The 26989-nt window shown below is 42.5% G+C and carries 18 protein-coding genes; 13 read left to right on the forward strand and 5 right to left on the reverse strand.

Annotated elements, in window-relative coordinates:
• Window positions 1-167 precede the first annotated feature (167 nt).
• Both ACOAOT_RS07690 and ACOAOT_RS07695 read right to left on the reverse strand, forming a co-directional pair.
• The gene (locus tag ACOAOT_RS07690) at window positions 168-323 is read right to left on the reverse strand and encodes an OadG-related small transporter subunit (protein WP_170072229.1); all 156 of its coding nucleotides are present in this window, start codon (window positions 321-323) and stop codon (window positions 168-170) included.
• Between the two features lie 17 nt (window positions 324-340).
• Window positions 341-1489: a sodium ion-translocating decarboxylase subunit beta gene (locus ACOAOT_RS07695; RefSeq protein WP_420216445.1), complete on the reverse strand. Its 1149-nt coding sequence runs from the start codon at window positions 1487-1489 to the stop codon at window positions 341-343.
• 444 nt (window positions 1490-1933) lie between these two features.
• Between ACOAOT_RS07695 and ACOAOT_RS07700 the strand changes: the two genes are divergently transcribed.
• On the forward strand, window positions 1934-4066 hold the full coding sequence (locus ACOAOT_RS07700; protein ID WP_420216446.1) for a sodium-translocating pyrophosphatase: 2133 nt from the start codon (window positions 1934-1936) through the stop codon (window positions 4064-4066).
• Between the two features lie 67 nt (window positions 4067-4133).
• Here ACOAOT_RS07700 and ACOAOT_RS07705 read toward each other — a convergent pair whose 3' ends face one another.
• Genes ACOAOT_RS07705 through ACOAOT_RS07715 form a run of 3 tightly spaced genes read right to left on the reverse strand, consistent with a single transcriptional unit; the run spans window position 4134 to window position 9406 of the window.
• Window positions 4134-5942 (reverse strand): heparinase II/III domain-containing protein, encoded by a 1809-nt coding sequence (locus ACOAOT_RS07705; protein WP_420216447.1) that lies wholly within the window; start codon window positions 5940-5942, stop codon window positions 4134-4136.
• Between the two features lie 12 nt (window positions 5943-5954).
• Window positions 5955-7568 carry a response regulator gene (locus tag ACOAOT_RS07710; protein WP_420216448.1) on the reverse strand — a complete coding sequence of 538 codons (1614 nt, stop codon included), beginning with the start codon at window positions 7566-7568 and terminating at the stop codon, window positions 5955-5957.
• A 5-nt stretch (window positions 7569-7573) separates the two neighbouring features.
• Window positions 7574-9406, reverse strand: a complete 1833-nt coding sequence (locus ACOAOT_RS07715; protein WP_420216449.1) for a sensor histidine kinase — start codon at window positions 9404-9406, stop codon at window positions 7574-7576.
• A 362-nt stretch (window positions 9407-9768) separates the two neighbouring features.
• On the opposite strand from ACOAOT_RS07715, the gene ACOAOT_RS07720 reads away from it, so the two are divergent.
• The 12 genes from ACOAOT_RS07720 to ACOAOT_RS07775 all read left to right on the forward strand — a co-directional run bounded on the left by ACOAOT_RS07720 (window position 9769) and on the right by ACOAOT_RS07775 (window position 26616).
• Window positions 9769-11118: an ABC transporter substrate-binding protein gene (locus ACOAOT_RS07720; protein WP_420216450.1), complete on the forward strand. Its 1350-nt coding sequence runs from the start codon at window positions 9769-9771 to the stop codon at window positions 11116-11118.
• 130 nt (window positions 11119-11248) lie between these two features.
• Window positions 11249-12316 carry a carbohydrate ABC transporter permease gene (locus ACOAOT_RS07725; RefSeq protein ID WP_420216451.1) on the forward strand — a complete coding sequence of 356 codons (1068 nt, stop codon included), beginning with the start codon at window positions 11249-11251 and terminating at the stop codon, window positions 12314-12316.
• Window positions 12317-12333: 17 nt separating this feature from the next.
• Complete coding sequence (locus ACOAOT_RS07730) at window positions 12334-13170, forward strand: carbohydrate ABC transporter permease (protein ID WP_420216452.1); 837 nt, start codon at window positions 12334-12336, stop codon at window positions 13168-13170.
• A 90-nt stretch (window positions 13171-13260) separates the two neighbouring features.
• Complete coding sequence (locus tag ACOAOT_RS07735; protein ID WP_420216453.1) at window positions 13261-15006, forward strand: glycoside hydrolase family 2 protein; 1746 nt, start codon at window positions 13261-13263, stop codon at window positions 15004-15006.
• On the forward strand, window positions 14978-16159 hold the full coding sequence (locus ACOAOT_RS07740) for a glycoside hydrolase family 88 protein (RefSeq protein WP_420216454.1): 1182 nt from the start codon (window positions 14978-14980) through the stop codon (window positions 16157-16159). Before ACOAOT_RS07735 ends, ACOAOT_RS07740 begins: the two co-directional genes overlap by 29 nt.
• 30 nt (window positions 16160-16189) lie before the next feature.
• Complete coding sequence (locus ACOAOT_RS07745) at window positions 16190-17890, forward strand: DUF2264 domain-containing protein (protein WP_420216455.1); 1701 nt, start codon at window positions 16190-16192, stop codon at window positions 17888-17890.
• A gap of 164 nt (window positions 17891-18054) precedes the next feature.
• On the forward strand, window positions 18055-21114 hold the full coding sequence (lacZ, locus tag ACOAOT_RS07750) for a beta-galactosidase, LacZ type (protein WP_420216456.1): 3060 nt from the start codon (window positions 18055-18057) through the stop codon (window positions 21112-21114).
• A 79-nt stretch (window positions 21115-21193) separates the two neighbouring features.
• Complete coding sequence (locus ACOAOT_RS07755) at window positions 21194-21607, forward strand: DUF3788 domain-containing protein (protein WP_420216457.1); 414 nt, start codon at window positions 21194-21196, stop codon at window positions 21605-21607.
• An 18-nt stretch (window positions 21608-21625) separates the two neighbouring features.
• Window positions 21626-21997 (forward strand): MmcQ/YjbR family DNA-binding protein, encoded by a 372-nt coding sequence (locus ACOAOT_RS07760; protein WP_420216458.1) that lies wholly within the window; start codon window positions 21626-21628, stop codon window positions 21995-21997.
• A gap of 26 nt (window positions 21998-22023) precedes the next feature.
• The gene (locus ACOAOT_RS07765; RefSeq protein ID WP_420216459.1) at window positions 22024-22719 is read left to right on the forward strand and encodes a DinB family protein; all 696 of its coding nucleotides are present in this window, start codon (window positions 22024-22026) and stop codon (window positions 22717-22719) included.
• 403 nt (window positions 22720-23122) lie between these two features.
• Window positions 23123-24850, forward strand: coding sequence for an ABC transporter ATP-binding protein (locus ACOAOT_RS07770; protein ID WP_420216460.1), 1728 nt, complete (start codon window positions 23123-23125; stop codon window positions 24848-24850).
• A complete protein-coding gene (locus tag ACOAOT_RS07775) occupies window positions 24841-26616 on the forward strand; it encodes an ABC transporter ATP-binding protein (RefSeq protein WP_420216461.1) in 1776 nt (591 codons plus the stop codon). Before ACOAOT_RS07770 ends, ACOAOT_RS07775 begins: the two co-directional genes overlap by 10 nt.
• Window positions 26617-26989 lie beyond the last annotated feature (373 nt).

Genomic DNA, 26989 nt, shown 5'->3' on the forward strand with positions numbered 1-26989 from the left:
TTATTGTTAATCAATAGTATCTATATATAGTATGTTATCAGTTGGATTTTGGGACATACGGCATAGGGATCTGAGCACTGCAAATCATTTTATAAAACCGAATGAAATGAACACAAAAAAAGCTCCTCACAGCGTGAGAAGCCTTTTTGTTCGACAGAATAATATAATCAGTCTTTTTCAGAGTTGTCCTGTTTCAATTTAGATGTATTAGTAATCTTAGAGAGCAGGACTACAATTGCTGTTAAGATTCCAATTACTATAAATATGGAAGCCATACCTTTTCCCATGATCTCTAAAGCGTAAATTATATTTTGTGTATTCATAATAAAGCTCCTTTCACCTAACCCATATTCTTAAGAATCTGACTAACCAGATTTATAACCACGCCTCCTGCAACAACGGAACCAATCTGGCCTGCTACATTTGCGCTGATCGCATGCATCAGGAGATGATTGGTAGGATCTTCCTTAAGTCCCATTTTTTGAATGACCCGGGCTGACATAGGGAAAGCAGAGATTCCTGCAGCGCCAACCATCGGATTGATTTTCTTCTTTAAAAACAGATTCAGGAACTTGGCAAATAAGACGCCGCCGATAGAGTCAAAAACAAATGCAATTAATCCAAGCAGCATAATGAGTAAAGTATTGACATTTACAAATGCTTCCGCCTGCATACTAAAGGAAATTGTGATGCCAAGCAGCAAAGTGATAAGGTTAGCAAGCGTGGTCTGTGCCGTGTCAGATAAACTTCCCAGGCAGCCGCATTCTCTGATTAAATTTCCAAACATAAGGAAGCCAACCAGTGCAACAGACTGGGGTGCAATGAGTCCCGCAACTATGGTAACTATGATTGGAAACAGTATTCTGGTTAATTTTGTCACTGATGCCGGATTATATTCCATCCGGATCATACGTTCCTTTTTTGTAGTAACCAGTCTGATTGCAAACGGTTGTACAATGGGTACCAGTGCCATATAAGAATATGCAGCAACTGCGATTGCTCCCATATAGTTTGAGTGCATGATCTGGGAAACCAGAATAGAGGTTGGACCATCCGCAGCACCGATAATACCAATGGCAGCTGCATCATTTAGATCAAAATTAAAGATTACCGCCAGCAATATAGTAAAAAAGATACCAAACTGTGCAGCACCGCCGAATAAGAACATTTTTGGATTGGAGAGCAGTGGTCCGAAATCGATCATAGCTCCAATTCCAATAAACAAAAGAATTGGCAAAGCTTCAGAAGATTCAATGGTAGTCTCAAATAACCACTGGATTATTCCGTTTACATTCCCCACTCCTTCAATGGTCTGGTTTAGTACCCCTGACAAGGGAAGGTTAACGAGAATTGCTCCGAACCCCATTGGCAGCAGTAGTGAAGGTTCAAATCCTTTGACTATGGCCAGGTAGATTAATAAACCACCAATTCCATACATAACCAACTGCTGCCAAGTAATTGCTGTGACACCTGACAATAAAAATTCCATAATGAAAATCCTCCTTAGCTAGGTTTCCTTTTTGTATAAACTGCAGATATATTTAATAAATATAATATAAAATTTATGAAATAACAATAAAAATAAACAATTTTATTTTATACTATGACCATTATTTGTGTCAATGCGTACTTGGATTTTTACCTGTTAATTATTCGTTAATATTGCAGATAACTTATATAATTCAAACGATTGGTTATATCTAATTATTGTCATAAACTATAAGGTTATAAGTAGTATTTAATAACAAAAATACAACAGAATATACAAAATATACAAATAAATAGTTCTAAACTGGTTTAAAGGCCTATTATACATGTGCATTATATTCAGTTATAAGATAGCATTTATTTAATGCTTGAACTTATTGCACTATAATGCTAGTATTGGAAGCAAAGCGAATTTTGCTTAATAAATGAAAGGGAGATGAGCTCTTTGGTACTTAATTTACAGTTTTTTCAGATCTTATCTATTATTATTTCAATGCTTGCTTTTGGCGTAGCATTCTGGCTTTACCGATGGGTTGAAGCACAGCCTTCCTCCAATCAAAGGATAGCAGAAATAAGTAAATTGATTCGCAATGGCGCAAACACATTTCTCACAAAAGAATACAAGACTTTATCACGCTTTTGTCTTGTAGCAGCAGTTGTTATTTTAATATTCCTACCATCACCCATATGGAAGGGCAATATTATTGGCAACATCATTATGGCAGCTTCGTATTTGTTCGGCACAGTTTTTTCCGCAATTGCGGGTAAGATTGGTATCAGTATTGCAACAATCGCCAATGTGAAGGCAGCTGAGGCTTCCACAAAGGGGATTAAACAGTCATTCATGTCTGGATTTCGAGGCGGAGCGGTTATGGGAATGGCAGTAGTGGGATCCAGTCTTCTGGGCGTGACTCTGGTTTTACTGGTGACAAATAATACCACAGCACTTCTGGGATTCAGCTTCGGAGCAAGCTCCATGGCCCTTTTTGCAAAAGCAGGTGGCGGTATCTTTACAAAGACAGCAGATATCAGTGCGGATCTGGTTGGTAAGGTTGAACTTGGAATTCCTGAGGATGATCCCAGAAATCCAGCAGTTATTGCTGATAACGTAGGCGATAACGTAGGAGATGTGGCTGGAATGGGAGCGGATTTATTTGATTCCAATGTGGCTTCTATGGCGGCTGCGCTGGTTATGGCAGTTTCCCTGGATGGTGTTTGTAAGGCAGCCGGTCAGACTGCCAACAATGCAGCCATGGTTTTCTGCTATGCAGCAGTTGGTCTTCTGGCTTCCATGGTGGGTGTAATGACCGCAAGGATGAAAGAGGGCGGTGATCCCACTTTGGCATTAAATACAAATACATACGTAACAACGGGACTATACGGTGTGCTGACTGGTGCAGCAACCTGGGCTTTCGGCTTTTCCTGGCGGATTTGGGGAGCCAGCGTGATTGGTCTTTTGGTAGGTGTTGTGATTGGGCTTGCCAGTGATTACTTTACGGACGACAAAAGACCTCCGGTTCGTGCAGTGGCAAAGGCCTGTGAGTCCGGACCTGCATTTACTATCTTATCTGGAATCAGCTATGGTTTAATGAGTACCCTTCCGTCTATGATCGGAATTGGCGTGTCAGCACTTGCTGCCTACAAACTCTGCTATCCAATGGGCGGAGGAAGTGTGGAATATGCCATGTTTGGAATATCCATGGCTGCAGTTGGAATGCTATCAATTGTAGGTATGATTATATCAAACGATGCGTATGGTCCAATCGTTGACAATGCAAGAGGTCTGGTGGAGATGGGCGATCTTGGCGACAAGGCGCTTGAGATAACCGATTCCCTGGACAGCGCAGGAAATACAGTAAAGGCAGTGACAAAAGGGTTTGCCATCGGAGCTGCCGGACTTACAGTAATTGCTTTGCTGGGAGCATTTATGAGTGAAGTGAACGGTGCGATTGATGAGCTTAATGCTGCTTCAGCAGGAGCAATTATGGATAAGATCACAGGCTTTGATGTGATTAATCCCAATGTCTTTTTTGGACTGTTAATCGGTGCGGCAATTCCTGCATTGTTTTCAGCCATGCTGATGCTTGGTGTTGACCGGAATGCACAGCGTATGGTTTCTGAAATTCATCGTCAGTTCAGAGAGATTGCCGGATTAAAAGAGGGAAAAGAAGGCGTTGTTCCGGAATACGACAAGTGTATCGAAATTGCCACTGACGGCGCAATTAAGGAGCTGGTTCCAGCCGGACTTATGACCATTATCGCCACTTTGTTAGTTGGATTTATCGGAGGCGTACAGTCCATTGGCGGTTTCATTACTGGAAATATTGTCAGCGGATTATTATTTGCATTATTCATGTCCAATTCAGGGGGACTGTGGGATAATACAAAGAAATATATTGAGGCAGGTAATAATGGAGGCAAAAATTCGCCGGCTCATAAGGCAGGTGTAGTGGGAGATACAGTAGGAGATCCATTTAAAGATACAGCAGGTCCGTCAATTAATACTCAGATAACGGTTGTATCCCTGGTGGCTTCTCTGACCGCTACTATTTTCCTTACCTTTAATCTGTTTGGCTGATAATCAGAAAATCAGGGCAGAAATCCTTTTGTATGGATTTCTGCCCTATTCTCTCCAGAATCTATATCTATTCTATGGTTAATACTAAATCGTTTAAATCCATTGACACCAGAACCCGGTATATATCATGCTTCCAGGTTGTCTTTAGCCGGTCATCTGTTATGGGAAGGCATTCCTTTCTCATATGAGAGCTGCCGGTTACGGTTACTGTTCCAAGATCTCCGATTTTTATCTGGTTCCCATCTAATGTTGGTTCCTCATAAAACATAAGGGATAATACCGGCTGTAATCCCTCCCCTTCGTAATGATCCGTTATAACAATCTGTTCGCCCTTTTTCATGACAGCATTTCGCACATAAGAATGAATCCGTTTGTCCGGGTATGCGCCAGCAATGTCCATTGTAATGCTGCACACGGTAGAACCAAGCTCATAAGAGACATTTTTTGCAGCAAAAGAAGCTCCGTCTTTCTGTATAATTTCCATATCTCCATCCAGGAAAGAGGGGAGGTTGTGATAACGGGACTGCATGGTCCATATATCATACCTTTCCGGAGAAAATGTCTTTTTAGTATAGGTTTCCACCCCTATATCGATCACAAGCGGCTTGCCATCTTTATAAATGGTAAAGCTGCCGGTATCGTTGTGATTGTGGCTGTCATTGTTATCACCTGCTTTGACGGCTAAGTACCGATGGTCATCCCTTGCAATGAAGATTCCAACACTTTCATACCAGTAATCCTTATGTTTAATAGAAGGAGCTTTGTCAAAGGTAAGCATTTCCCCATATGTGAAAACGGTCTGGAGCCGGTAAAATAAATTGTGCTCACTGACATCCAGTGGATCTTCCCCGTTTTGATAATCAGAAGCAGCAAATGCCATCAGTTCCTGGTTCCCTGTCCGTTTGCCAAATAAGAATTCTCTGGCGCCGCAGCGTCCGGCAACAGGAGAGCAGTCTGCAAAATTAACATAATAGATCCCGTCAATATGAACGTTTAGAATATATGCTGCAATGTTCTTAACCTTTTTATTTGAGTATATGGTTTGAAAGGAATGATCTGTGATGCCGTTCAATACCTCCAGACAATTAAACAGACATAATCCTGCATGACGATAATACTGTGCTCCCTCGTCACAGCACCCGTCTTCTCCGTATTCATCAAGAAAGTAATCGATGCTTTGGCATGCTTTCTCAAGAATCTGCTGTTTTCTCACCTCATCAAGATCTCTTGTAAATGCAGAGAGAAGTACATTCTGTGTACACCAGACTGTCCAGTTATTCATGGGACTTTTGCCATCCCCCATCCACCAGAAATGTTCATTCAGATAAGGCTGAAAGATCCGTTCTTCCAGATTTTTATTGATCATTGCCGACAGGAAGGGACTTACTAAAAAAAGCTCCTGCCTCAGAAGATACTCTGCGATAGACAGAACCGCTCCGGTTTCAGCAGCGAATAAATCGATAACAGGCCGGGTTACGTCAGGAAGGATGAATTGGGGTGTATCCCGGATATAAGAGTTATGGGCAGGGAGCTGCCACGCATTTTCTTCGCAGATTAAATAAAGGCCATTGATGATATCGTCCAGAAATCGTCCTTTATATTCTGCACATTCGGCAAGAACCAGAGAATTTAATACCGTCCTCCTTAAAAACATTTTATCCTGAAAATGACTCCGGTTTCCTGTTCTGGAGAATTCCATAAATTCAGTTGCAGGAAGGGAAGGATAAGAAAAACCAAGATATTGCTCCCCATCCTGAATGAGACGTGATCGTAATTCTTCCGGCAGACCTTCCCAGGAATCCCGGTTGGAGGCAGGAAATAACGGATTAAAGCTGGTAATGGGTTTCGTTAAATGCTGAAAAATTTCTGTAATCATGATGTATTCTCCTTATTCTTCTTCCGGATCCATAGTATTTTGCTGAATAAAGTCCCTGGGAGAGTATCCGGTGACTTTTTTAAATACCTTGCTGAAATAAAAAGCGCTTTCAAAGCCCAGCTGGTCGGCTACCTCATAAATCTTCATATCCTGTTCCAAGAGAAGAGTCTTTGCTTTATTGATCTTAGCCTGGGCGATGTATTCCGAAAATCCCAGATGGCAGTTCTTTTTAAACAAAATGCTTAAATAATTAGGGCTTAGTCCGAAAACTCCGGCAACCTCATTTAAAGTGAGTTTTTCGGCAACGTGATTGTGAATATACTTTTGTACGTTCGTAATGACATGAGCCTTATAGGTCTTTCGTTTGGACTTTAAAATCTCGCATAAGCCATCCCGTAGTACGGTCATCCACTCAACAATCTGTTCCACATTGCTAAACCGGTAAATCGAGCGGTAACCATCACTATAAGAAGAGAAAATCTCCGCCATATTTGCCTCTCCATCGGGCAGAAGAGACAAGGCCAGATAAAGAATGTTGCAGGCACCGTCTGCCGCCTGGGAAAAACGCAGCGGATGGGCTTCAAACAGTTCTATGATTTCTGTTAAGGTGCGGGAGAGTACATCCGTATCAAATTCATTAAATGCCTTTGTAATTTCCCCTTTAAAGACTGAAATATTAAATGCATTCCGGATGGAATCCGTATCGCTGCTATTAAAAAATGCGATGGACTGGGACCGGTTCATCCGTCCAAAGGCCTGACGTGCTTCCTGGTAGGATTCACTGATTTTTAATGGCTGGGAGAAAGGAGAACCCACCCCGGTTAACACAGTTACATTAAAATAATTGTTCACCATTTCCGAAGCATTGAGAAAGGCATTTTTAATGGTATCTTCCTCATATCCGTCTAAGGATTCCAGGTGAAACACAACTGCAAAATGCTTCATATCCAGAGACACCACATAGGTGGGAAGATATCTGGTTATAATTTCCCGGTACATCTGCAGGGTACTGCTATACAGATTCATTAACTTACTGTATTCCATATGGGCGTGGTTGTTTTCCTGTATTTCGCAAAATGCCGCAAAGTAGCAGTGCTCTGTAAAACTCAGCTTTAAATCCTTTGACTGTAAGTCAAACTGTTCCTCACTATCAAATAAATTGTGTAAAAGCCGCATGAAAAATTTTTCATAATAGCTTTGAAGCAGAGGACGGCCTGATTCCTTATACTCGATGGAAACCCGAAGACTTTCTAAACGGGAGAGAGCTTTTTGAACGGATTCCAGTAAGGACTGGGCATTTAACTCCAACTTGATTAAATAATCCACTGCTTCATATGACATTGCTTCTTTAATCAGCTGAAATTCTTCATAACTTGTGAGAAATATAAACAGAGGGATTTTCCCGTATTTTTCCCGGCACGCCTTTGCAAGATCCAGACCATTCATGATAGGCATGCGAATATCCGTAATGACGATTTCCGGCGAATATTCCTCAATTAAGTCCAGTGCATTCTGACCATTTACTGCAGTGCCGCAGATTTCAATCCCGTAGTCTGTCCAGTTTAACATGGACTTTATTCCGATCTGAACCAGTGGTTCGTCATCCACGATCAATAATTTTGTCATATTTATTACCTTTCTGCCAATTGTTTTTCTGTAAACAGTACGTAAGGAAGCCGAATGGTCATGGTAGTAAATTCACCTTGCCGGCTGGTAATTGTAATTCCATATTCTGAACCGAAATCATACTGAATCCGCTTGTTTACATTACTAATGCCTACGTGCCGGAAGAATTCGGTTTTGTTGTGAGAATCGGTATCTTCCCGAAGTACTTTCTCGATCATATCCTCCGACATCCCGACTCCGTTATCTGTCACACGGATCATCAGTCCTTTTTCCCCAGCGATTTCTTCCGCTTCGGCTGAAACAATGATCCTGCCTGCCGCTCCTTTTGGCTCGATTCCATGAAAGAGAGCATTTTCAATAATGGGCTGAAGAGAGAACCTGTGAATCTGGCAGTTGTAAAGTTCATCAGACTGAATCTGATATTCAATGGTCACACTGCCGCCGTAACGGTACTGCTGTATTAAAAAATAGTCCTTGATAAGATCCAGCTCTTCTCTCAGCGGAATCATGGAAGCAGTTCCTTTGGATACGTTCTTTAAAAGCCGGGCCAGGGCAGTTGTCATGTCTGCGATGCCTCCCGCATTCTGAATGGTCGCCATCCACTTGATGGAATTCAGCGTGTTATAGAGAAAGTGAGGATTGATCTGGCTTTGAAGAATCTGATATTCCAGATCCTTTTTCTGTTTTTCATCGGATACACGTTTTTCCATCAGCGTGATAATATTGCCGGACATATTATTAATTCCTCTGCCGATCTGACCCAGCTCATGATTCCATTCAATGGTATTGTCTCTGGAAAAATCTCCGGTTGAAATACTGTCTATCTTATTACTCAGCTTATGGATTGGCTCCATAATAAAGCGGTTTAAAAAGAATGCAAGGAGGATGCCCATAGAAACAATAAAAAAGCAGATGCCGATAATCAGCAGTGTATATAAATTCTTTTGCTGTTTAAACTGCTGTTCTGACAAAATCTGAGATATACTCCAATCGTTGACACCGTCTATGGGACGTTCAATAAGAATTCGTTTTTCTCCGCCACTCATGGTTACGGTATGAACCTGGGTGCCTGCCAAGAAAGATTCCTTTCTGGCTGAATCTTCCGAAATCTCATAAGGCTTTTTTGTTTCTACCAGGGTATTGGACTGAAAACGATAGGTCTTATCTCCCATATTAATGAAAAAAAGACTGTCATCCGGAAGGGGATAGGTAGCCAGATAGTCCGTAAACAGTCTGGTAGAAATTTCGACATAAGTCCATCCGATGATTTCCGAATTAAATTTGTCATAAACGGGACGTACAATAGGAATGAATTCTCCCTGAGTGATCGAAGATAATGGATCATGAATCAGCCCGATCCATAAAAAATCGTCAGCATGATACAAGGGTTCAAAAAAATCGCTCTTCCTTATTAGTTTGGCAGCATAAGGAGAAGAGGTGCTGACGGAAGATGTCATATGGAGAAAGTTATTTTCATTGTTTGTAGAAACGATTGCACGAATATATTTGTAGGAACGGGTTTTATAATATTCTTCTTTCAGTCGGTTATGGGTGGAAAGAGCCATTGGCCGTAAATTGCTGGAATCATTGGAAGCTGTTGGAAGCTTGTTTACATCTTTAAATGCTTCCAGATAGTCCTGTATGACTCCATTGGAGCAGCACCATTTACTGAAATAAATGATATCCTTCATGTCTGTTGCTATGTTATTGCTCACAACCTGCAGACTGAATTCTGCAGACTGAACCTGATTTCTTCTGAGAAATAACTGAAAGACTGAGAAACAGACTGTGGTTGTAAGGACTGTGATAAGCAGCGTAACGGCTGCCGTCAAAATCATGATTTTGCCTCGAATAGTTTTTGGAATCAGTGTTTTCCACATGATATCAGACAAGTCCTTTCTATAATAGATGTATTAATCCCAACGCTGTCATTTTTTAAGTTAGCTTATTTCCTGTAAAATGTCAATGAAAAGAGCCGTGTTATTTTTATAAAAACAGGTCAATATGTATACAAAAGATAAATTTTACTGTTTATCATAAAAAAATACATGTTTTAGTAATACAGAATTAATTTGTGAATAAATAGTGAATATTTTCTTAGATAATTTCCATTCTTAAATCCGACGGAAGCAGGTTATAATAGTTCCATAGTAAATCACATTGGTTTACTGAAAACAATTTCAAATCAGGAGGGTATACAATGAAAAAAAGAGCACTTAGCCTTGCACTTGCCTGTACCATGGCAGTCACTGCACTTGCAGGCTGCGGCAGCAGTACCAAAGAAACCACAGCTGCAACAACAGAAGCAAGCAAAGCAGAGACAAAGGCAGCAGAGACCACTGCATCAGCAGGCGGACAGACAACACTGAAATGGTCTGTTTGGGATATCAGTTCCACTACCTATTATCAGCCTCTGATCGACGCGTTTGAAAAAGCACATCCGGATGTTAAAATCGAGATGGTGGATCTTGGTTCTACCGATTATCAGACAGTTCTTGCAACAGAATTAACTGGCAGCGGTTCTGATTTTGATGTGGTAACTGTAAAGGATGTTCCAGGTTACATGACACTGGTAAACAAAGGCGTTTTAGAGCCTCTGGACAGCTACATCGAATCTTCCAAAGTGGATTTAACTCAGTATAAAGGCCTTACCGATCAGATTAAGGTAGAAAATAAATTATATGAGCTTCCATTCCGTAACGATTTCTGGGTACTGTTCTATAATAAGGACATCTTTGATAAAGCAGGTGTTGCTTACCCAACCAATGATATGACATTTGAACAGTATGATAAGCTGGCAAGAAGCTTAACAGTAGACACACCAGGACAGGAAGTATACGGAGCACATTATCATACATGGAGATCTGCAGTACAGTTATTTGGTGTACTTGACGGAAAGAACACCATCATCGATGGAAAATATGATTTCTTAAAGCCTTACTATGATATGGTAATTAAAGAGCAGGAAGACGGCGTTTGCCAGGATTATGCCACGTTAAAGACCAGCGGACTTCATTACTCAGGCGCATTTGCACAGGGCAACATTGCAATGATGAACATGGGTACCTGGTTTATCTCCACTTTAATGGATAAGATCCGTACAGGTGAATATACAGACTGCAAAAACTGGGGAATCGTGAAATATCCTCATGCAGAAGGAGTAGAGCCAGGATCGACTCTTGCTACCATTACTTCTCTTGCAATTCCTTCCAATGCACCTCATAAAGATCTTGCATGGGAATTCATTAACTTTGTAAGCGGAAAAGACGGAGCAGAGATTCTTGCTTCTACCGGAACCATTCCAGCTGTTATGAACAGCACAGTTGCTGATCTTGTTTCCAGTGCAGACGGATTCCCAAAAGCAGACGGAACCAGTGTTGAAGCTTTAAACACTTCCAAGCTGTACTTAGAGATGCCTGTAAATCCAAAGAGCTCTGAGATCGAAACTGTATTAAATGAAGCACATGATGCAATCATGACAGGAAGTATGTCAGTTGATGACGGCATTGCTCAGATGAATGAAAAAATCGGTGCAATTCTTGGCAAATAAAGCAGCGTGGTAACAAAAACAGGCGGGCAGCATATAACGGCCCGCCTTATTTAAAAACTTCTGATTTGATTTTGACGGATAAGAACTGGAAAAGGAGGATAAGCCGTTTTACCGGGCTTTAAGACAGACTATGGCTAAGACAATAACAGAAGCGCAAAAACAGGAAAAAATCGCGGCTTTACATGAGAAACGGGATGCACTCAGTCTTTTGTTAAAAGACGCAAAACGTACTCATCAGCGCGACAGGCTGATTGCGAAAATCGAAACAATAGATGAGAAAATTAAGAAGGTGAGGACCGGAGAGATCCTTACCAGACAGGAAAAAAGAAATTTAGTCGCTTATTCTTTTATCGCTCCCAACTTTATCGGATTTGCCATATTTACGCTGGGACCCATTATCTTTGCGTTTGTGCTGGCATTTATGAGCTGGGATGGCAACAGTCCCATGAAATTTGCAGGACTTAAAAACTTTATTGACATGTTTGGCAATGCAAGGTTTCATTCTGCCTTTATCAATACCATTGTATACTGTATCGCCACCGTACCTTTGACCTTAGTCAGTGCACTGGGACTGGCAATTGTTTTAAACCAGAAAATAAAGGGAAGAAATTTCTTCCGTACAGTAGGATTCTTTCCTTACGTAGCCTCTCTGGTTGCAGTTGCAGCCGTGTGGAACATGCTTTTCAGTCCCCAGAAAAGCGGACCGGTCAATATGATTTTATATTATCTGGGAGTTCATGCAAAAAGCCTGCCTAAATGGTCGGCAGATCCTCACTGGGTTATGTTTACAATCGTGCTCTTTAGTGTATGGAAGAACATGGGTTACTACATGGTAATTTATCTTGCAGGACTTCAGGGGATCAATGCAGAGCTCTATGAGGCTGCAGGTCTTGACGGCTGTAATTCCTGGCAGCGGTTCCGTTATATCACCTGGCCCCAGCTTCAGCCCACTACATTCTTTGTTACAATCATTCTGACCATTAACTGCTTTAAGGTTTACGATATTGTATATATGCTTGCAGGCGGTTCCAACGGTGTTGTAAGTTCTCAGGCTATGGTTTTGGTTTACCACATTTATGAAGAAGCATTCCGTAACTGGAATCTGGGCTATTCCAGTGCAGTTGCAATTGTGCTGTTCTTAATGGTTCTTGCTATCACCCTGGTTCAGTTCCGCGGTGAGAAAAAATATGCAAACTAGAAGAAGGAGGATATAACATGAAAGTAAAAAGCACAAATTATAAAATCAGCAGATCCCTCCTGTATGTGGTTTTGCTCATTCTTACAGCGGTTATGCTGATTCCCTTTGCATGGATGCTGTCAGCATCATTAAAACTTGATAAAGACGTATTTATCTTTCCCATTCAGTGGATTCCAAAAAATCCCCGTTGGATGAATTATGTTGATATCTGGACAAAAATCCCACTTATGACCTTTGTGGGAAATACCGTAAAGATTACATTGATCGTAACATTTCTCCAGCTTTTAACCAGCAGCTTTGCTGCCTATGCATTTGCAAAGCTGAAATTTAAATACAAAGATACCCTTTTTATGGCCTATATTGCCACCATCGCTGTTCCGTGGCAGGTTTACATGGTTCCCCAGTTCATGATGATGAGAAATTTCGGACTGAATGATTCCCATCTGGCGATTATTTTCCTTCAGGCGTTTTCCGCCTTCGGAGTATTTATGATGAGACAGTTCTATCAGGGAATTCCCGATGAACTGTGTGAGGCGGCAAGAATTGATGGTATGTCAGAGTATCAGATTTACTCTAAAATCATGCTTCCGTTGTCAAAACCGGCGCTGTCTACGCTTACAATCTTTACTTTTGTTAATACCTGGAATGACTTCTTAGGACCGTTAATTTATTTAAAGACGGAATCCAAGAAAACACTTCAGTTAGGACTTAAAATGTTTATCAGCCAGTACAGCTCAGAATTTGGTCTGATTATGGCAGCATCAGTGCTTTCCTTAATTCCCGTATTAATTGTATTTTTATCCCTCCAGAAATATTTCGTAGAAGGAATTGCAGCTACCGGCGTGAAAGGTTAAACAATGGAAATAATAAAAAATTTCGTGGACAATATCCATAACGGGGATTATAAAAGGAACTATAGAATCCCCGTTATACAAGAGGAAACCTTGATTTTCCCAGGAGGAGGAAGAAGAACCCAGACTTTAAACGGGGAATGGAACTTTTCTGTGGACCAGTACGATAACTGTTTAAGAGCAAAGTGGTTTTTAGAACAGGAAATAAATGATGAAGGGCGCAGCATCCCTCTTGATTACGCCTTTGACGACTGGGAAAAAATCAAAGTACCGGGAGTATGGAATCTTGCAAAACCGGAATATTTTTATTACGAAGGACCGGCGGTATACAGCCGCCGGTTTTCTTTGGAGGAAGAAAACAAAGGGCGTGTGTTCTTACAGTTTGGTGCCGTTTCCTATGAAGCCAGAATCTTCTTAAATGGAACATTTCTTGGAATCCATAAAGGAGGTTCCACACCCTTTTCCTTAGAAATTACGCCTCATTTAAAGGCGGAAAACAGATTAATTGTGGTAGCGGATAATACGAGAAGAAAAGAGCAGATCCCCAGTGAAAATACGGACTGGTTCTTATATGGCGGTATTTACCGGGATGTTTCCCTTCTTTTTGTACCCAATGTCTACATTAAGAATATGAAAGTAAGTCTTGTTAACAGGGAAACCGGAGCGATTGAAGTTAAGGCTCTTATTGAGAGTGAGAAGAAACTGACAGATCATACGTTGACTTTTTTAATTCCGGAACTTAACATAGAAGAAACCGTTCCTGTAAGTGGAGACGGTACCTTTACAAAGATCGTCCATGCACAGAATTTATCCCTTTGGAGTCCTGAGAATCCCAAACGCTATGAGGTGATTCTGGCTTTGAAGGAAAAGGGAGAGGCAAAGGATGAGGTGACGGATGTCATCGGCTTTCGTACCATAGAGACAAGAGACGGAAAGATACTGTTAAATGGCAGACCCATATTCTTACGGGGAGCCTGTCTTCATGAGGAAACCCAGGTACATGGGAAAGCGGTAACAAAGGAGGATATCCGGGAAGCATTTCAGAGAGCGAAAAAAATGAATTGTAATTTCCTGCGCCTCGCCCATTACCCCCATACCCAGTGGGTTTCAGAGATTGCAGACGAGGAAGGAATTTTACTTTGGGAGGAGATCCCGGTTTACTGGTGGATCGACTTTTCAAACCCCCAGACCCTCAGTGATGCAAGAAACCAGCTATCAGAATTAATCTCCCGGGATTTTAACCGCGCCAGTGTTATCATCTGGTCAGTTGGAAATGAAAACCCGGATACAGACGACAGGTATCACTTTATGAAGTATCTGGCAGAGACAGCGAAAGAAAAGGACCCTTCCCGTCTGATTTCAGCTGCGTGTCTGGTAGATACCGTAAATTTAAGAATTGCTGACCGGCTGGAGAGCCATCTGGATGTCATCGGTTTTAATGAGTACTACGGCTGGTATGATCCGGATTATGAGAAACTGACAGAAATTCTAAATGGTTCTAAGCCGGAAAAACCAGTAATTATCAGTGAGTTTGGTGCAGATGGCTACCATGCTGAAAATAAAACCGGTAAGTATGTCCGTGGCTCTGAACAGGAACAGGAAGAAATCTATAAAAAGCAGGTAGAGATGTTTGGTAAAACAGAATACATTCAGGGCACAGCACCCTGGATCCTGTATGATTACCGGACGCCCAAGCGGCTTGGCGCATATCAGAACGGATACAACATAAAGGGTCTGGTGACTGCGGACAGAAAGAGAGAAAAGCCTGCATTTGCAGTGATGAAGAAGTTTTATGAGGAGGTAAGGGAAAATGAAGGAAACGACGGAGAAATTGTTTGAAAACAGGCCGGAGCTATCGGCAGACCAGTGCCGCAACGCTTTGGATTTTGCTGTCAGACAGCTGAAGGATAATTTAGGGGAATTTACCCACTCTTTTAAAAAAGCATATAGTGAAGGCGGCTATTATAAGCCAACTCCCAATGTAAACTGGACCACCGGATTCTGGACTGGCCAGCTCTGGCTGGCGTATGAGTGGAGCAGGGATGATGCTTTTGCCAAGGCTGGCAGCATTCAGGCAGAAAGCTTTTTAAAGAGAATTGAAGATAAGGTGGAAGTGGATCATCACGATATGGGATTTCTGTATTCCCCCTCCTGTGTGGCAGCTTATAAGCTGGTAGGAGATGAGACGGGAAAGAAAGCGGCAATCAAGGCAGCAGATCAGCTCATCAGCCGGTTTCAGCCAGTGGGGCAGTTTATTCAGGCGTGGGGACCTATGAACCAGCCGGAGAATTACCGTTTTATCATTGACTGTCTTTTAAATCTGCCTCTTCTTTACTGGGCATCCGAAGAAACCAATGATACAAAGTACAGAGATATTGCTGAAAAGCACATTCATACCGCCATTGCCAATGTGATCAGAGAAGATTATTCCACCTGGCACACCTTCTTTATGAATATGGAGACTGGTGAGCCGGATCATGGTGCAACCTGCCAGGGATACCGGGACGGGTCTGCCTGGGCAAGAGGTCAGGCGTGGGGAGTATATGGCTGTGCTTTAGCATACCGTTATACGAAACGAGAAGAATATGTAGAAGACTTTAAGCATGTGACTGGTTACTTCTTAGACCATCTCCCTGATGATTTAGTACCTTACTGGGATTTGGAATTTACAGATGGATCTGGGGAGCCAAAGGATTCTTCCTCTGCTTCCATTGCAGCCTGCGGAATGCTTGAAATGGCTAACTATCTGCCAGAAGGGGAAGCGGCTTACTATCGATCCATTGCGAAAAAGATCATGGAATCAGTAGTGACTGGTTATGCGGTGAAAGAAGGAACCAAATCTAACGGACTGGTTCTTCACAGCACGTATTCCAAGAAATCTCCATACAATACCTGCACTCCGGAAGGTGTGGATGAATGCAATATCTGGGGAGATTATTTCTATTTAGAGGCGCTGATCCGTCTGTCCATAGACTGGAATCCATATTGGTAACAATCAATGATTGAAAAGAGGCGAATGTTCATGAAGCTTGAAACAAAAGAGGACTACAGACAGCTGATGTTTCAGCTGTTAGATCCATTAAAACCATTATACAGCAACGGCTGTGCCAGACTGCATTTAGGAGACAGCGGTGTTACTTACCCTGCAGTCAGCATGGAGATGGAGGCTTTCTCAAGACCCCTGTGGGCTTTGGTGCCCTTGTGGCTTGGGGGAGGAAAAGGCTTTGAAGATATTTATGTAAATGGTTTGAAAAATGGTACCGATCCACTCCATAGCGAATACTGGGGCGGTTTTAACGATTACGACCAGAGATTTGTGGAGATGGCTGCTATTGCAAGCGGTCTGATCTTTACTCCGGAAAAACTTTGGGAGCCCTTAGAAGAACGGGAAAAAGACAACCTGGCTAAATGGCTTTACGGAATTAATGAACACATCATTCCGGACTGTAACTGGCAGTTTTTTATGATTCTTGTAAATATTGCCCTGCAAAAGCTTGGCTATCCATACAGCAAAGAAAAGCTCCTGTCAGGTCTTGATAAAATCGAAAGCTATTATATCGGTGATGGCTGGTACCGGGATGGCGGTTCCAGTCAGAAGGACTACTACATTTCTTTTGCCATGCATTATTACGGGCTTTTATATTCCGTAGCTATGGAAGAGGAAGATCCTAAGCGGTGCAGCGAATTTAGAGAACGGGCCAAGATTTTTGCCAGAGATTTTATTTACTGGTTTGACGAAAATGGTGCCGCATTGCCCTTTGGACGAAGCCTTTCTTATCGGTTCGGAGAAGCTGCATTCTGGTCTGCCTATTTATTTGCAGGGCTTGATGATATATCCCCAGGCGTTGTAAAGGGGATTTTATCCCGTCATTTAAACTGGTGGCTGGATCAGAAAATCTTTGACCGGGACGGTGTTCTGACCATTGGATATGCGTATCCCAATCTGATTATGGCAGAGCGTTACAATGCGCCTGGGTCTCCTTATTGGGGAATGAAGACGCTTTTGTGTCTGGGACTGCCAGACAGCCATCCGTTCTGGTCTGCAAAAGCGGAACCATTGCCCAGTCTTGACAGTAAAAAGCTGTTAAAACAGGCGGATATGCTGATGCAGCGGATCGGATCGGATGTAATCGCTTATCCAGCAGGTGTTTGTGAAAAATACGGTCATGGCCACGTACCGGAGAAATACTCCAAGTTTGCTTACTCCACCCGTTTTGGCTTCTCAGTCGCCAGGAGCCAGATTGTACTTCATGAAAATGCACCGGATTCTTCCCTTGCATTCGTAATTGATGGGGATGACTATGTCTTTGTGAGAAAATACAGTGACCAGTACGAAGTTTTAGAAGACCGTGTAATCAGCAGCTGGCATCCATTTCCCGGTATTTCAGTAACTACCACCATTGTGCCGCAGGAATACGGTCATTTAAGAGTTCATGAGATTGAAAGCCAGTACGACTGTACTGCATACGACTGCGGATTTGCCGTAAAGAAGTTTGCGGGTGAATATGAACAGAAGGCAGCAGGGACTACTGCTCTTGTATCAAATCAGGAGCAATGCTGTCAGGTAACAGGGGAAGGTCCTTGTGCAGCAGGTTTTGTCATTGAATCGGATCCGAACACCAACGTGCTATATCCCAATGCAGCGATTCCGTCAGTATCCTACCGGATTAAAAAAGGAGAAACCATTCGGATTGAAACCCAGGTAAAAAGCTCCATCCGCTAGCAGAGCCGGTTTATACCACAGAGATTTTAAGGGCAAAGAAGATGTGGATCAATAACAGCTTCTTCGCCCTTATTTTCCATCCGGAAACAAAAAAATACAATGGATTCTTTTACCGTTGTCGATTATAATAAGTGTAATGTTCTTAAAAGAAGGAGGGGTTTTTAATGGAAGAAAAAACCGCAAAACTGGAATGGCTTAATGATCCTCAAGTATTTTCTGTAAACAGAATTTCTGCCCATTCCGATCATCAGTATTACGAGACAAAACGAGATGCAGAGGAAGGCGACATGAGACTGCGCCAGATGCTTAACGGAACCTGGCAGTTTTCTTTTGCAGAGAAACCGGAAGAACGGGTAAAGGAATTTTACGAAAAAGATTTTAATGCAGATAAATTTGATTCTATAATGGTGCCTGGACATATTGAGTTACAGGGATTTGGCAGATGCCAGTATATCAATACCATGTATCCGTGGGACGGAATTTCAGATTTAAGACCTCCCTTTACGGATCCGGAAAACAATCCGGTAGGAAGCTATCTTCGGGAATTTGAATTAGAAACTGAATTGAAGGATAAACGTCTCTTTCTCTCGTTTCAGGGGGTGGAAACTGCATTTTACGTATGGCTGAATGGAGTTTTTATTGGTTACTCTGAAGATTCCTTTACTCCATCAGAATTTGAGATTACTCACGCAGTCTGTGACGGAGTTAACCGTCTTGCAGTGGAGGTTTATAAAAGAAGCAGCGCAAGCTGGATTGAGGATCAGGACTTTTTCCGGTTCTCCGGAATATTCCGTGATGTGTATTTATATGCAGTTCCTTCCTGCCATGTCAGGGACTTATTTGTGCATGCAGATGTTTCTGATGATTACAAGGATGGACTTTTACGTGCAGAGTTAAGTCTTATGGGAGAAGTCAAAGGAAGTGTCAGTGCTGTTTTAAAAGACAGAGAGGGAAAAGATGTTCTGTCCTTCGATGCCCAGACAGCCAAAGCTGATACTGTGCTTACCGGTTGTGTACCCGTCGCCCGATTATGGAACGGAGAAGATCCTTATCTTTATGAATTGTGGATTTCCTTATTTGATGAGAAGGGTCAGTTAAAAGAGGTAATTCCCCAGAAGCTGGGATTTCGCCGCTTTGAAATGGTGAATAACATTATGTGCCTCAACGGGAAACGAATTGTATTCCGGGGAGTCAACCGCCACGAGTTTAATGTCAGAAGAGGCCGTGCCATCACAAAAGAGGATATGCTGTGGGATATCCGTTTCATGAAACAGCATAACATCAATGCTGTCCGTACCTGCCACTATCCGGACCAGAGTCTGTGGTACAAGCTCTGTGATGAATACGGAATTTACTTAATTGATGAGGCGAATTTAGAAAGCCACGGTTCCTGGCAGAAAATGGGAGATTGTGAGCCTTCCTGGAATGTTCCCGGAAACCTGCCTGAGTGGAAGGAATGTGTGGTAGACCGGGCAAAATCCATGCTGGAGAGAGATAAAAACCATCCCAGTATCCTGATCTGGTCCTGCGGGAATGAATCCTATGCAGGAGAGGATATTCTGGCCATGTCAGAATTTTTCAAGGAACGAGATCCGGACAGACTGGTTCATTACGAAGGTGTCTGCTGGAACAGGGAGTTTGACCCGACCAGTGACATGGAAAGCCGGATGTACGCAAAACCGGATGAGGTGGAGCGTTATCTGAATGAGGACCCCAAAAAGCCATTTATTTTGTGTGAATATATGCATGCCATGGGCAATTCCCTTGGCGGTATGAATAAATATACGGATCTGGAAGACCGCTATGAGATGTATCAGGGTGGTTTTATCTGGGACTATATTGACCAGTCTCTGATGAAAAAAGATGCTTACGGAGAAGAGCATATGACATACGGCGGTGATTTTGAAGACCGTCCCACAGATTACAGCTTTTGCGGCGATGGAATTGTTTTCGCAGACCGCACGGCATCTCCCAAGGCCCAGGAAGTGAAGTACCTTTATCAGGATCTTCGCCTGATTCCCGATGAAAATGGAGTGAAAATTGAAAACCGCAGACTGTTTGAGAACACTTCAGACTGTGAATTCATTTATACTGTATTAAGAAATGGGGAACCGATCTTCCAGAAGCAGTTTGAGGCTGATGTGGAACCATTAAACAGCGCATATTTCAAGGTTGAAATCCCAGAATGGAAAGAAGTTGGAGAATACGTTCATCAGGTGTCTGCGGTTTTAAAGGAGGACACGTTATGGGCAGATTCTGGTTTTGAAACTGCGTTTGGTGAGAGTGTCCGGGAGATTAAGGGCCAGCAGGAGTCTTGTAGTAAAAAGCCATTAAACATTGTTTATGGAGATGTCAATATTGGAGTATCAGGGGAAGGATTCCGGATTCTCTTTTCCAGACAGGAAGGAAGTATTGTTTCCATTGTTTATGATGGAAAAGAGTGGGTGGGAAGACCTCTCATGCCTGTATACTGGAGAGCGACTACTGATAATGATAAGGGTAACCGATTCTCCGTAAAGAGCTCGATGTGGTTCGGTGCAGGCAGATTTCCAGCTTACAGAAATGAAAACTGCAAAGTAGAAGAGGGTGATGGTTGCATTACAGTTACCTATACCTATCAGCTTCCAACTGTACCCCAGACGGAAACTCAGGTTATCTATGAAGTGAATTCAACAGGAGCCATTCATGTGAAAGCTGTATATCATGGAAAAGAGGGACTGCCAGAGCTTCCTGCTTTTGGTATGAGACTCATAACTCCGGCTGCCGCAAAACAGTTTACCTGGTATGGCAGAGGACCAGAGGAGAATTACTGTGACCGTAAGGAAGGTGCCAGACTTGGAATCTATAAGGATACTCCGGAAGGAAATGTATCGCCTTATCTGGTTCCCCAGGAATGCGGTAACAGGACTGGAGTACGCTGGCTGAAGGTTTCTGACCGAAAGGGAAATTCCATCGGCTTTCGGGCTGTTAAAGCGCCGTTTGAAGCATCCGTTCTCCCCTATACCGCTGAAGAACTGGAAGTTGCGACTCATAATGAAGAACTTTCTGCTCCACGATATACAGTCATTAACATTTTTGGAGCAATGAGAGGAGTAGGCGGAGATGACAGCTGGGGAGCACCGGTTCATCCAGAATACTGCATTAGTGGGGAAGGGGAACTGGTAACGGAATTTACCATTGAACGAATGAGTATGGAAGAATACGATGAATATCATTTTTCATAAATATGACATACAGCTGTCGTGTTATGGGTGATATAATCCTTTAAACAGGTGACAGAGCAATCAACGAAAGGAGTTACTCATGCTTGAAAAGACCCCGGACCGGGAAGAAATGATCAGTTTAATTGGAGAGGAGGCTTTTCTTGCATGGGAAGCTCTCTGCACGAAGATCGAAGAAACATATGACATGGACCGCCTTTGGAATAGCGGCGGTAAGGCATGGAAGTACGAATACAAATACCGCAGAGGGGGGAAGACCCTCTGCGCACTCTATGCAAGAGAGGGCTGTTGTGGTTTCATGGTGATTCTGGGCAAAGCAGAACGGGACAAGTTTGAACTGGAAAGGCAAAACTTCTCCCCCCGGATACTGGAACTGTATGATACTTCAACCACATACCATGATGGAAAATGGATCATGTTTCCTGCAGACGATCTGTCTTTGGTTGATGATTATATGAATCTTCTGCTGATAAAAAGACGTCCTAACAGAAAATAGAGGATTTTGGGAGGTGCTATGAACTATCCGTGGATCGATGGCTTTTTAAAGGAAATGAATGGAGTTACCAGTGATTTTAAAGAGGAATGGAACTGGGACCGGTATATGATTGACGGTAAGCTGTTTGCAGCTGTCTGCAGAGATGATCAGGGGAAGGAAAAGCTGATATCCATGAAGCTGAATCCTTTGGAAGGTGATTTTTTAAGGCAGCAGTACAAAGACATCGTACCGGGATATTATATGAACAAGGTTCATTGGAATTCAGTAATGGCAGACGGAGAAGTGCCGGAAGACCTGTTAAAGGATATGCTGGAAAAGTCCTATTCTCTTATTTTTGCAAAGCTGCCTAAAAAAAGACAGAAGGAATTGTTGGACGAAAGAAACGTATAACAGAATCCTGTGGGGTGAGACAGACTATGAAATATTTTGGTGAGGGATTAAGTGAAGAGCATAAGGCATTAAATAAGGTGATCCGCAAAAAGCAAAATACCAAAGAGGCCATTAATTTTTTTCTGGACATTCATAAACAGCTGCATCGAACGAATATAAAAGATAGAGAAGAAAACGAAACTGACCGCCTGTTTGGAGATCTGGAACCACGGGAATATGCAATTATGCCTGGCAAAGATGATGAGACAATTGCCTGGGTAGTCTGGCATATTGCCAGAATTGAAGATTTGACCATGGGCATTCTGGCTGCAAGGGGAAATCAGCTTTTTGACGAGGACTGGAGCAGGAGAATTAATTCTCCCATAAAGGATACAGGAAATGCATTAACTGATGAGGAGATTATGTCTTTCAGCAAACAGGTGGACTGTGAGGAACTCCTTAATTACCGCAGTGCTGTTGGAGAAAGAACCAGGGAAATCGTAAGCCAGTTTACCTATGAAGATATGATTCGGGAGGTGAATGAAGCAGACCTTATGAAAATTAAAGCAGAAGGCGGCGTAACTTCTCAAAAGGATTCTGAGTGGCTGCTGGAGTTTTGGGGAAATAAGGATGTGGCAGGACTTCTGTTGATGCCGCCAACCCGTCATGTGATGCTTCATCTCAATGACTGCTGTAAATGGAAAGAGAAAATTCGTACCAGAACTAAGTTTTTTCTGGAATAATTGACTGTAATTTCCTTTATTTCATAAAAGTTCAAAATTTGCTTGACAGAATAAAAAATTGGCAGTATTCTTATGATTGTATATTAAATACAACAAAATCTAAGTAAAGGAGGCAGGAACTATGATGCGTAATCGTGGAATCAACAGAACCAATCAAATAGTTAGAAATACATTGATGAATTCAGTCTGCCTCATGGAAAACTGTCTTTGCATCTAAGGATGTCAGGACAAATGCTGCTTCTTGATCGAAGCATCTTTTTATGAGTTTATCCGCAGTCTGAATGACTGCGGTTATTTTTTTGCTTATTTACCGAAAAAGACCGCACTACGCAGTTTTTTTCGGTTTTTTTACATATATGGGAAAAAAGTCATGAAGTTTTTAAAAAGAATAGGAGGAAATGGTATGAAAAATTTGTGGAAGTATGTAAGGAAATATAAGTTTCTTTACGTTCTTGCCCTTGCAGCGATGATTATCAGCATTTTGCTTGATGCATCAGCCCCCCAGATTACAAAACATATTATTGATGATGTAATTGTGGGCGGTGAAACCAAGATTCTTATGAAGCTGCTTTTAGGGCTTTTGGGAATTGGTTTCGGCAGAGCGATATTTCAGTATACAAAGGAATTTATCTTTGACTTTGTAGCTGCTAGGATTGCCTGCGGTTTAAGAAAGGATCTGTTTGATCATATCCAGACATTGTCTGTGGGGTATTTTGACAGCCATAATACGGGAGAGTTGATGGCCCGGATTAAGGATGATGCAGAGCGGATCTGGAATGCCTTTGGTTTTGTGGGAATGCTTGTGTTGGAATGCTCCATTCACACCATTATCGTTCTTGTGTGTATGCTGCGGTTAAGCCCCATCCTGACACTGATTCCTATTGTCATCCTGCCGATTATTGCCTGGTATGCGTTAAAGATGGAAAAAGGGCTGGGTGAGGTTTACGACAAGATCAGCGAACAGACTGCGGAGCTCAATACAGTTGCCCAGGAGAATCTGGCGGGAGTCAGGACAGTTAAGGCATTTGCCAGAGAAGACTATGAAATCAGTAAATTTAAGAAGCACAACAAGCAGTACTATGACTTAAACATGAGTCAGGCAAAGCTGCTGATCCGGTTCCAGCCAAACATCTCATTCCTGTCTAAGTTCCTTATGATGTCAGTCATCATCATCGGCGGAATTCTTGTAATTAAGGGAAAGATGTCCATTGGTGATTTGGGAGCATTTTCCGAATATGCAAACAATATCATCTGGCCCATGGAAATGGTGGGCTGGTTAAGCAATGACCTTGCGGCAGCCTTTGCTTCCAATAAGAAGATTAAAAAGATCATGGAAGAAAAACCGGTGATTGCAGATCCTGACAAACCAGTTCTTCCAGAAGTTGTAAAAGGGAAGCTTACCTTTCAGCATGTAGATTTTGAATTGGATGGAAAAGACATCTTAAATGATATTAATTTCACCCTGGAAAAAGGAAAGACACTGGGTATTATGGGCGTCACCGGTTCTGGAAAGACATCGATTGTCAATCTGATCGAGCGTTTCTATGATGTGACAGCGGGAGAGATTCTGCTTGACGGAATCAACATTAAGGATCTGCCACTTCCCTTACTGAGAGGACAGATTTCGGTGGTTATGCAGGATGTATTTCTCTTTTCCGACAGCATTTCCGAGAATATCAAAACCGGAAATAAGGATGCTACGGAGTGGGAAAGTGTTCAGCAGGCGGCGATTTCCGCAGAGGCACACAGTTTCATTCAGAAGCTGTCAGAACAGTACGATACGGTAATAGGTGAAAGAGGCGTAGGCTTATCCGGAGGTCAGAAGCAGAGAATCAGTATAGCCAGAGCCATTGCAAAGGAAACGCCTATTTTGATTCTTGATGACTCCACCTCTGCGCTTGATATGGAAACCGAGAGGGAGATTGAATCTCATTTGGCAGAACTGAAAAACAGTTCTAAAATTGTCATTGCCCACAGAATTTCGGCTGTGCGCAGAGCGGATGAGATTCTGATTCTGGAAGACGGAAAGATTATCGAGCGTGGAACCCATGAGGAGCTTATGGAGAAACGGGGACAGTATTACAGAACCTATGAGGTTCAGTATGGAGAGGAGGCTGCACTATGTCAGTAAATACCAGCAGAATCGATGAGGAACAGAAAGAGGTATTGAAAAAAGATACCATAATCCGTCTGTTTCGTTATCTGCTTGCTTATAAAAAGAAAATAGTGCTTGTTCTGTTTATTATGGGCGGCACCATTACCATCAGTATGCTGGCTCCTCTGTTGATGGAGTATGCGGTAAACGTCTGTGTGGCACAAAAGGATATCAATGGACTTCTAAATGTGGGAATTGGAGCAATTGGATTATTTCTGCTGTTTTTAGTGGGTACCAAGGTTCGTATGCGTATCATGGCGGAAGTTTCAAACCGTGTGCTTTTAAACATCAGAGAGGAACTATATCAGCATATCCAGTCTCTGGGGTTTGGCTTCTTTGACAGCCGCCCCACAGGAAAGGTACTTGCAAGAATTATTGGTGATGTAAATTCACTAAAAGATGTATTATCCGATAGTGTCACCCAGCTGATTCCGGATTTCATTACGGTGATCTGTGTTCTCAGCATTATGCTGATTAAGAATTACCGTCTGGCGATGGCAGCTTTGCTGACAATTCCCATTCTGGCGGTCGGTATGTTTTTTATTCAGACCAATGTCCATAAAAGATGGCGGGTATACAGAAAGAAAACTTCTAATTTAAATGGCTATGTTCACGAAGACTTATCGGGGATCAGGATTATACAAAGCTATGCTGCTGAGGATGAGACAAAAGAGGTGTTTCACGATCTGGTAGACCAGCATTACCGTTCCTTTATTGATGCGGTAATCGTTGCTGATGCGTTCGGCCCTCTTGTTGAAATAACCTGGGGAATGGGTGGATTTTTGCTCTATTTTATCGGTATTAAAGTGGTTGGTGTGGAACAGATCGGAATTGGTACGTTTCTTGCATTTTCCACATACATCGCCATGTTCTGGAGTCCCATACGCAATCTTGCTAACTTCTATAATAAGCTGACCACCAATATCTCAGCTGCGGAGCGAATCTTTGATATCATAGATACGGAAGTTGAGATAAAGGATGAAGAGAATGCAGTGGAACTAAAGGAATTAAAGGGCGAGGTACGGTTTGAGGAAGTTTCCTTTGCCTATGGAGATGAGCCGGACCGTCTGATCCTGGATCACGTAAGCTTTTCGGTAAAACCAGGTGAGACTATCGCGCTGGTAGGCCCCACGGGTGCGGGAAAAACGACCATTGTGAACCTGATCAGCCGTTTCTATGAAGTGACTGGCGGAGAGATCTATATTGACGATCAGGAGATCAGAAGTGTAACGTTAAAGAGTTTAAGAAGCCAGATGGGCATAATGACCCAGGACAATTTCCTCTTCTCCGGAACCATTCGGGATAACATTCGTTACGGCCGTTTAAACGCCACGGATGAAGAGATTGAAGAGGCTGCCAAAGCAGTGAACGCCCATGAATTTATTATGAAGACGGAAAAAGGATATGATACGGAAATCAGTGAACGAGGAGCCGGCCTTTCCATCGGTCAGAGACAGCTTCTGGCCTTTGCAAGAACCATGGTATCAAAGCCAGGCATTCTTATTCTTGATGAGGCGACCTCCAGCATTGATACCCATACGGAACTGCTGGTTCAGAAAGGAATTGAAGTGCTTTTAAAGGAACGGACTTCCTTTATTATCGCCCACAGATTATCCACCATCCGCAAGGCAGACCGGATCTTTGTCATCGATCAGGGGACGATTCGGGAAGCAGGAAATCATGATGAGTTAATGAAACTGGAAGGTGCTTATTATCAATTGTACCAAAGCCAGTTCGCGTAATGACTGACTTAATGATAAACTTTTTTTAAAGAGCATAGATGTTCAGGTGGTTTTTGCTGTTCAGGGCAGCTTGGTTTTGAGTTTCCTTAGTTGGGGGGCACGGAACAAGAACTATCTGCTGCTATGCCTCAAACAGTATAGAAGTAGTTATAAGATTGAAGAAAAGGGGCAGGGGAGGAAATAAACGTCAACTATGCCACGCAAACTCAGAATGGAGAGGCAAAAATATAGGATCGACTGCTAACCTGCCTAATACAGGGATAGAGAAGGTTGGAATATCGAAGAGAAGGGGTAGAGGGCTGATAAAGAAGTTATCTATGCCCCTTCTCTTTCTATTGCTGTCAGAAGGAGTTATAAGGATATCATATATTAT

Origin of the sequence: Lacrimispora struthionigena (genome assembly GCF_048627165.1) — a bacterium.
Taxonomy (GTDB): domain Bacteria; phylum Bacillota; class Clostridia; order Lachnospirales; family Lachnospiraceae; genus Lacrimispora.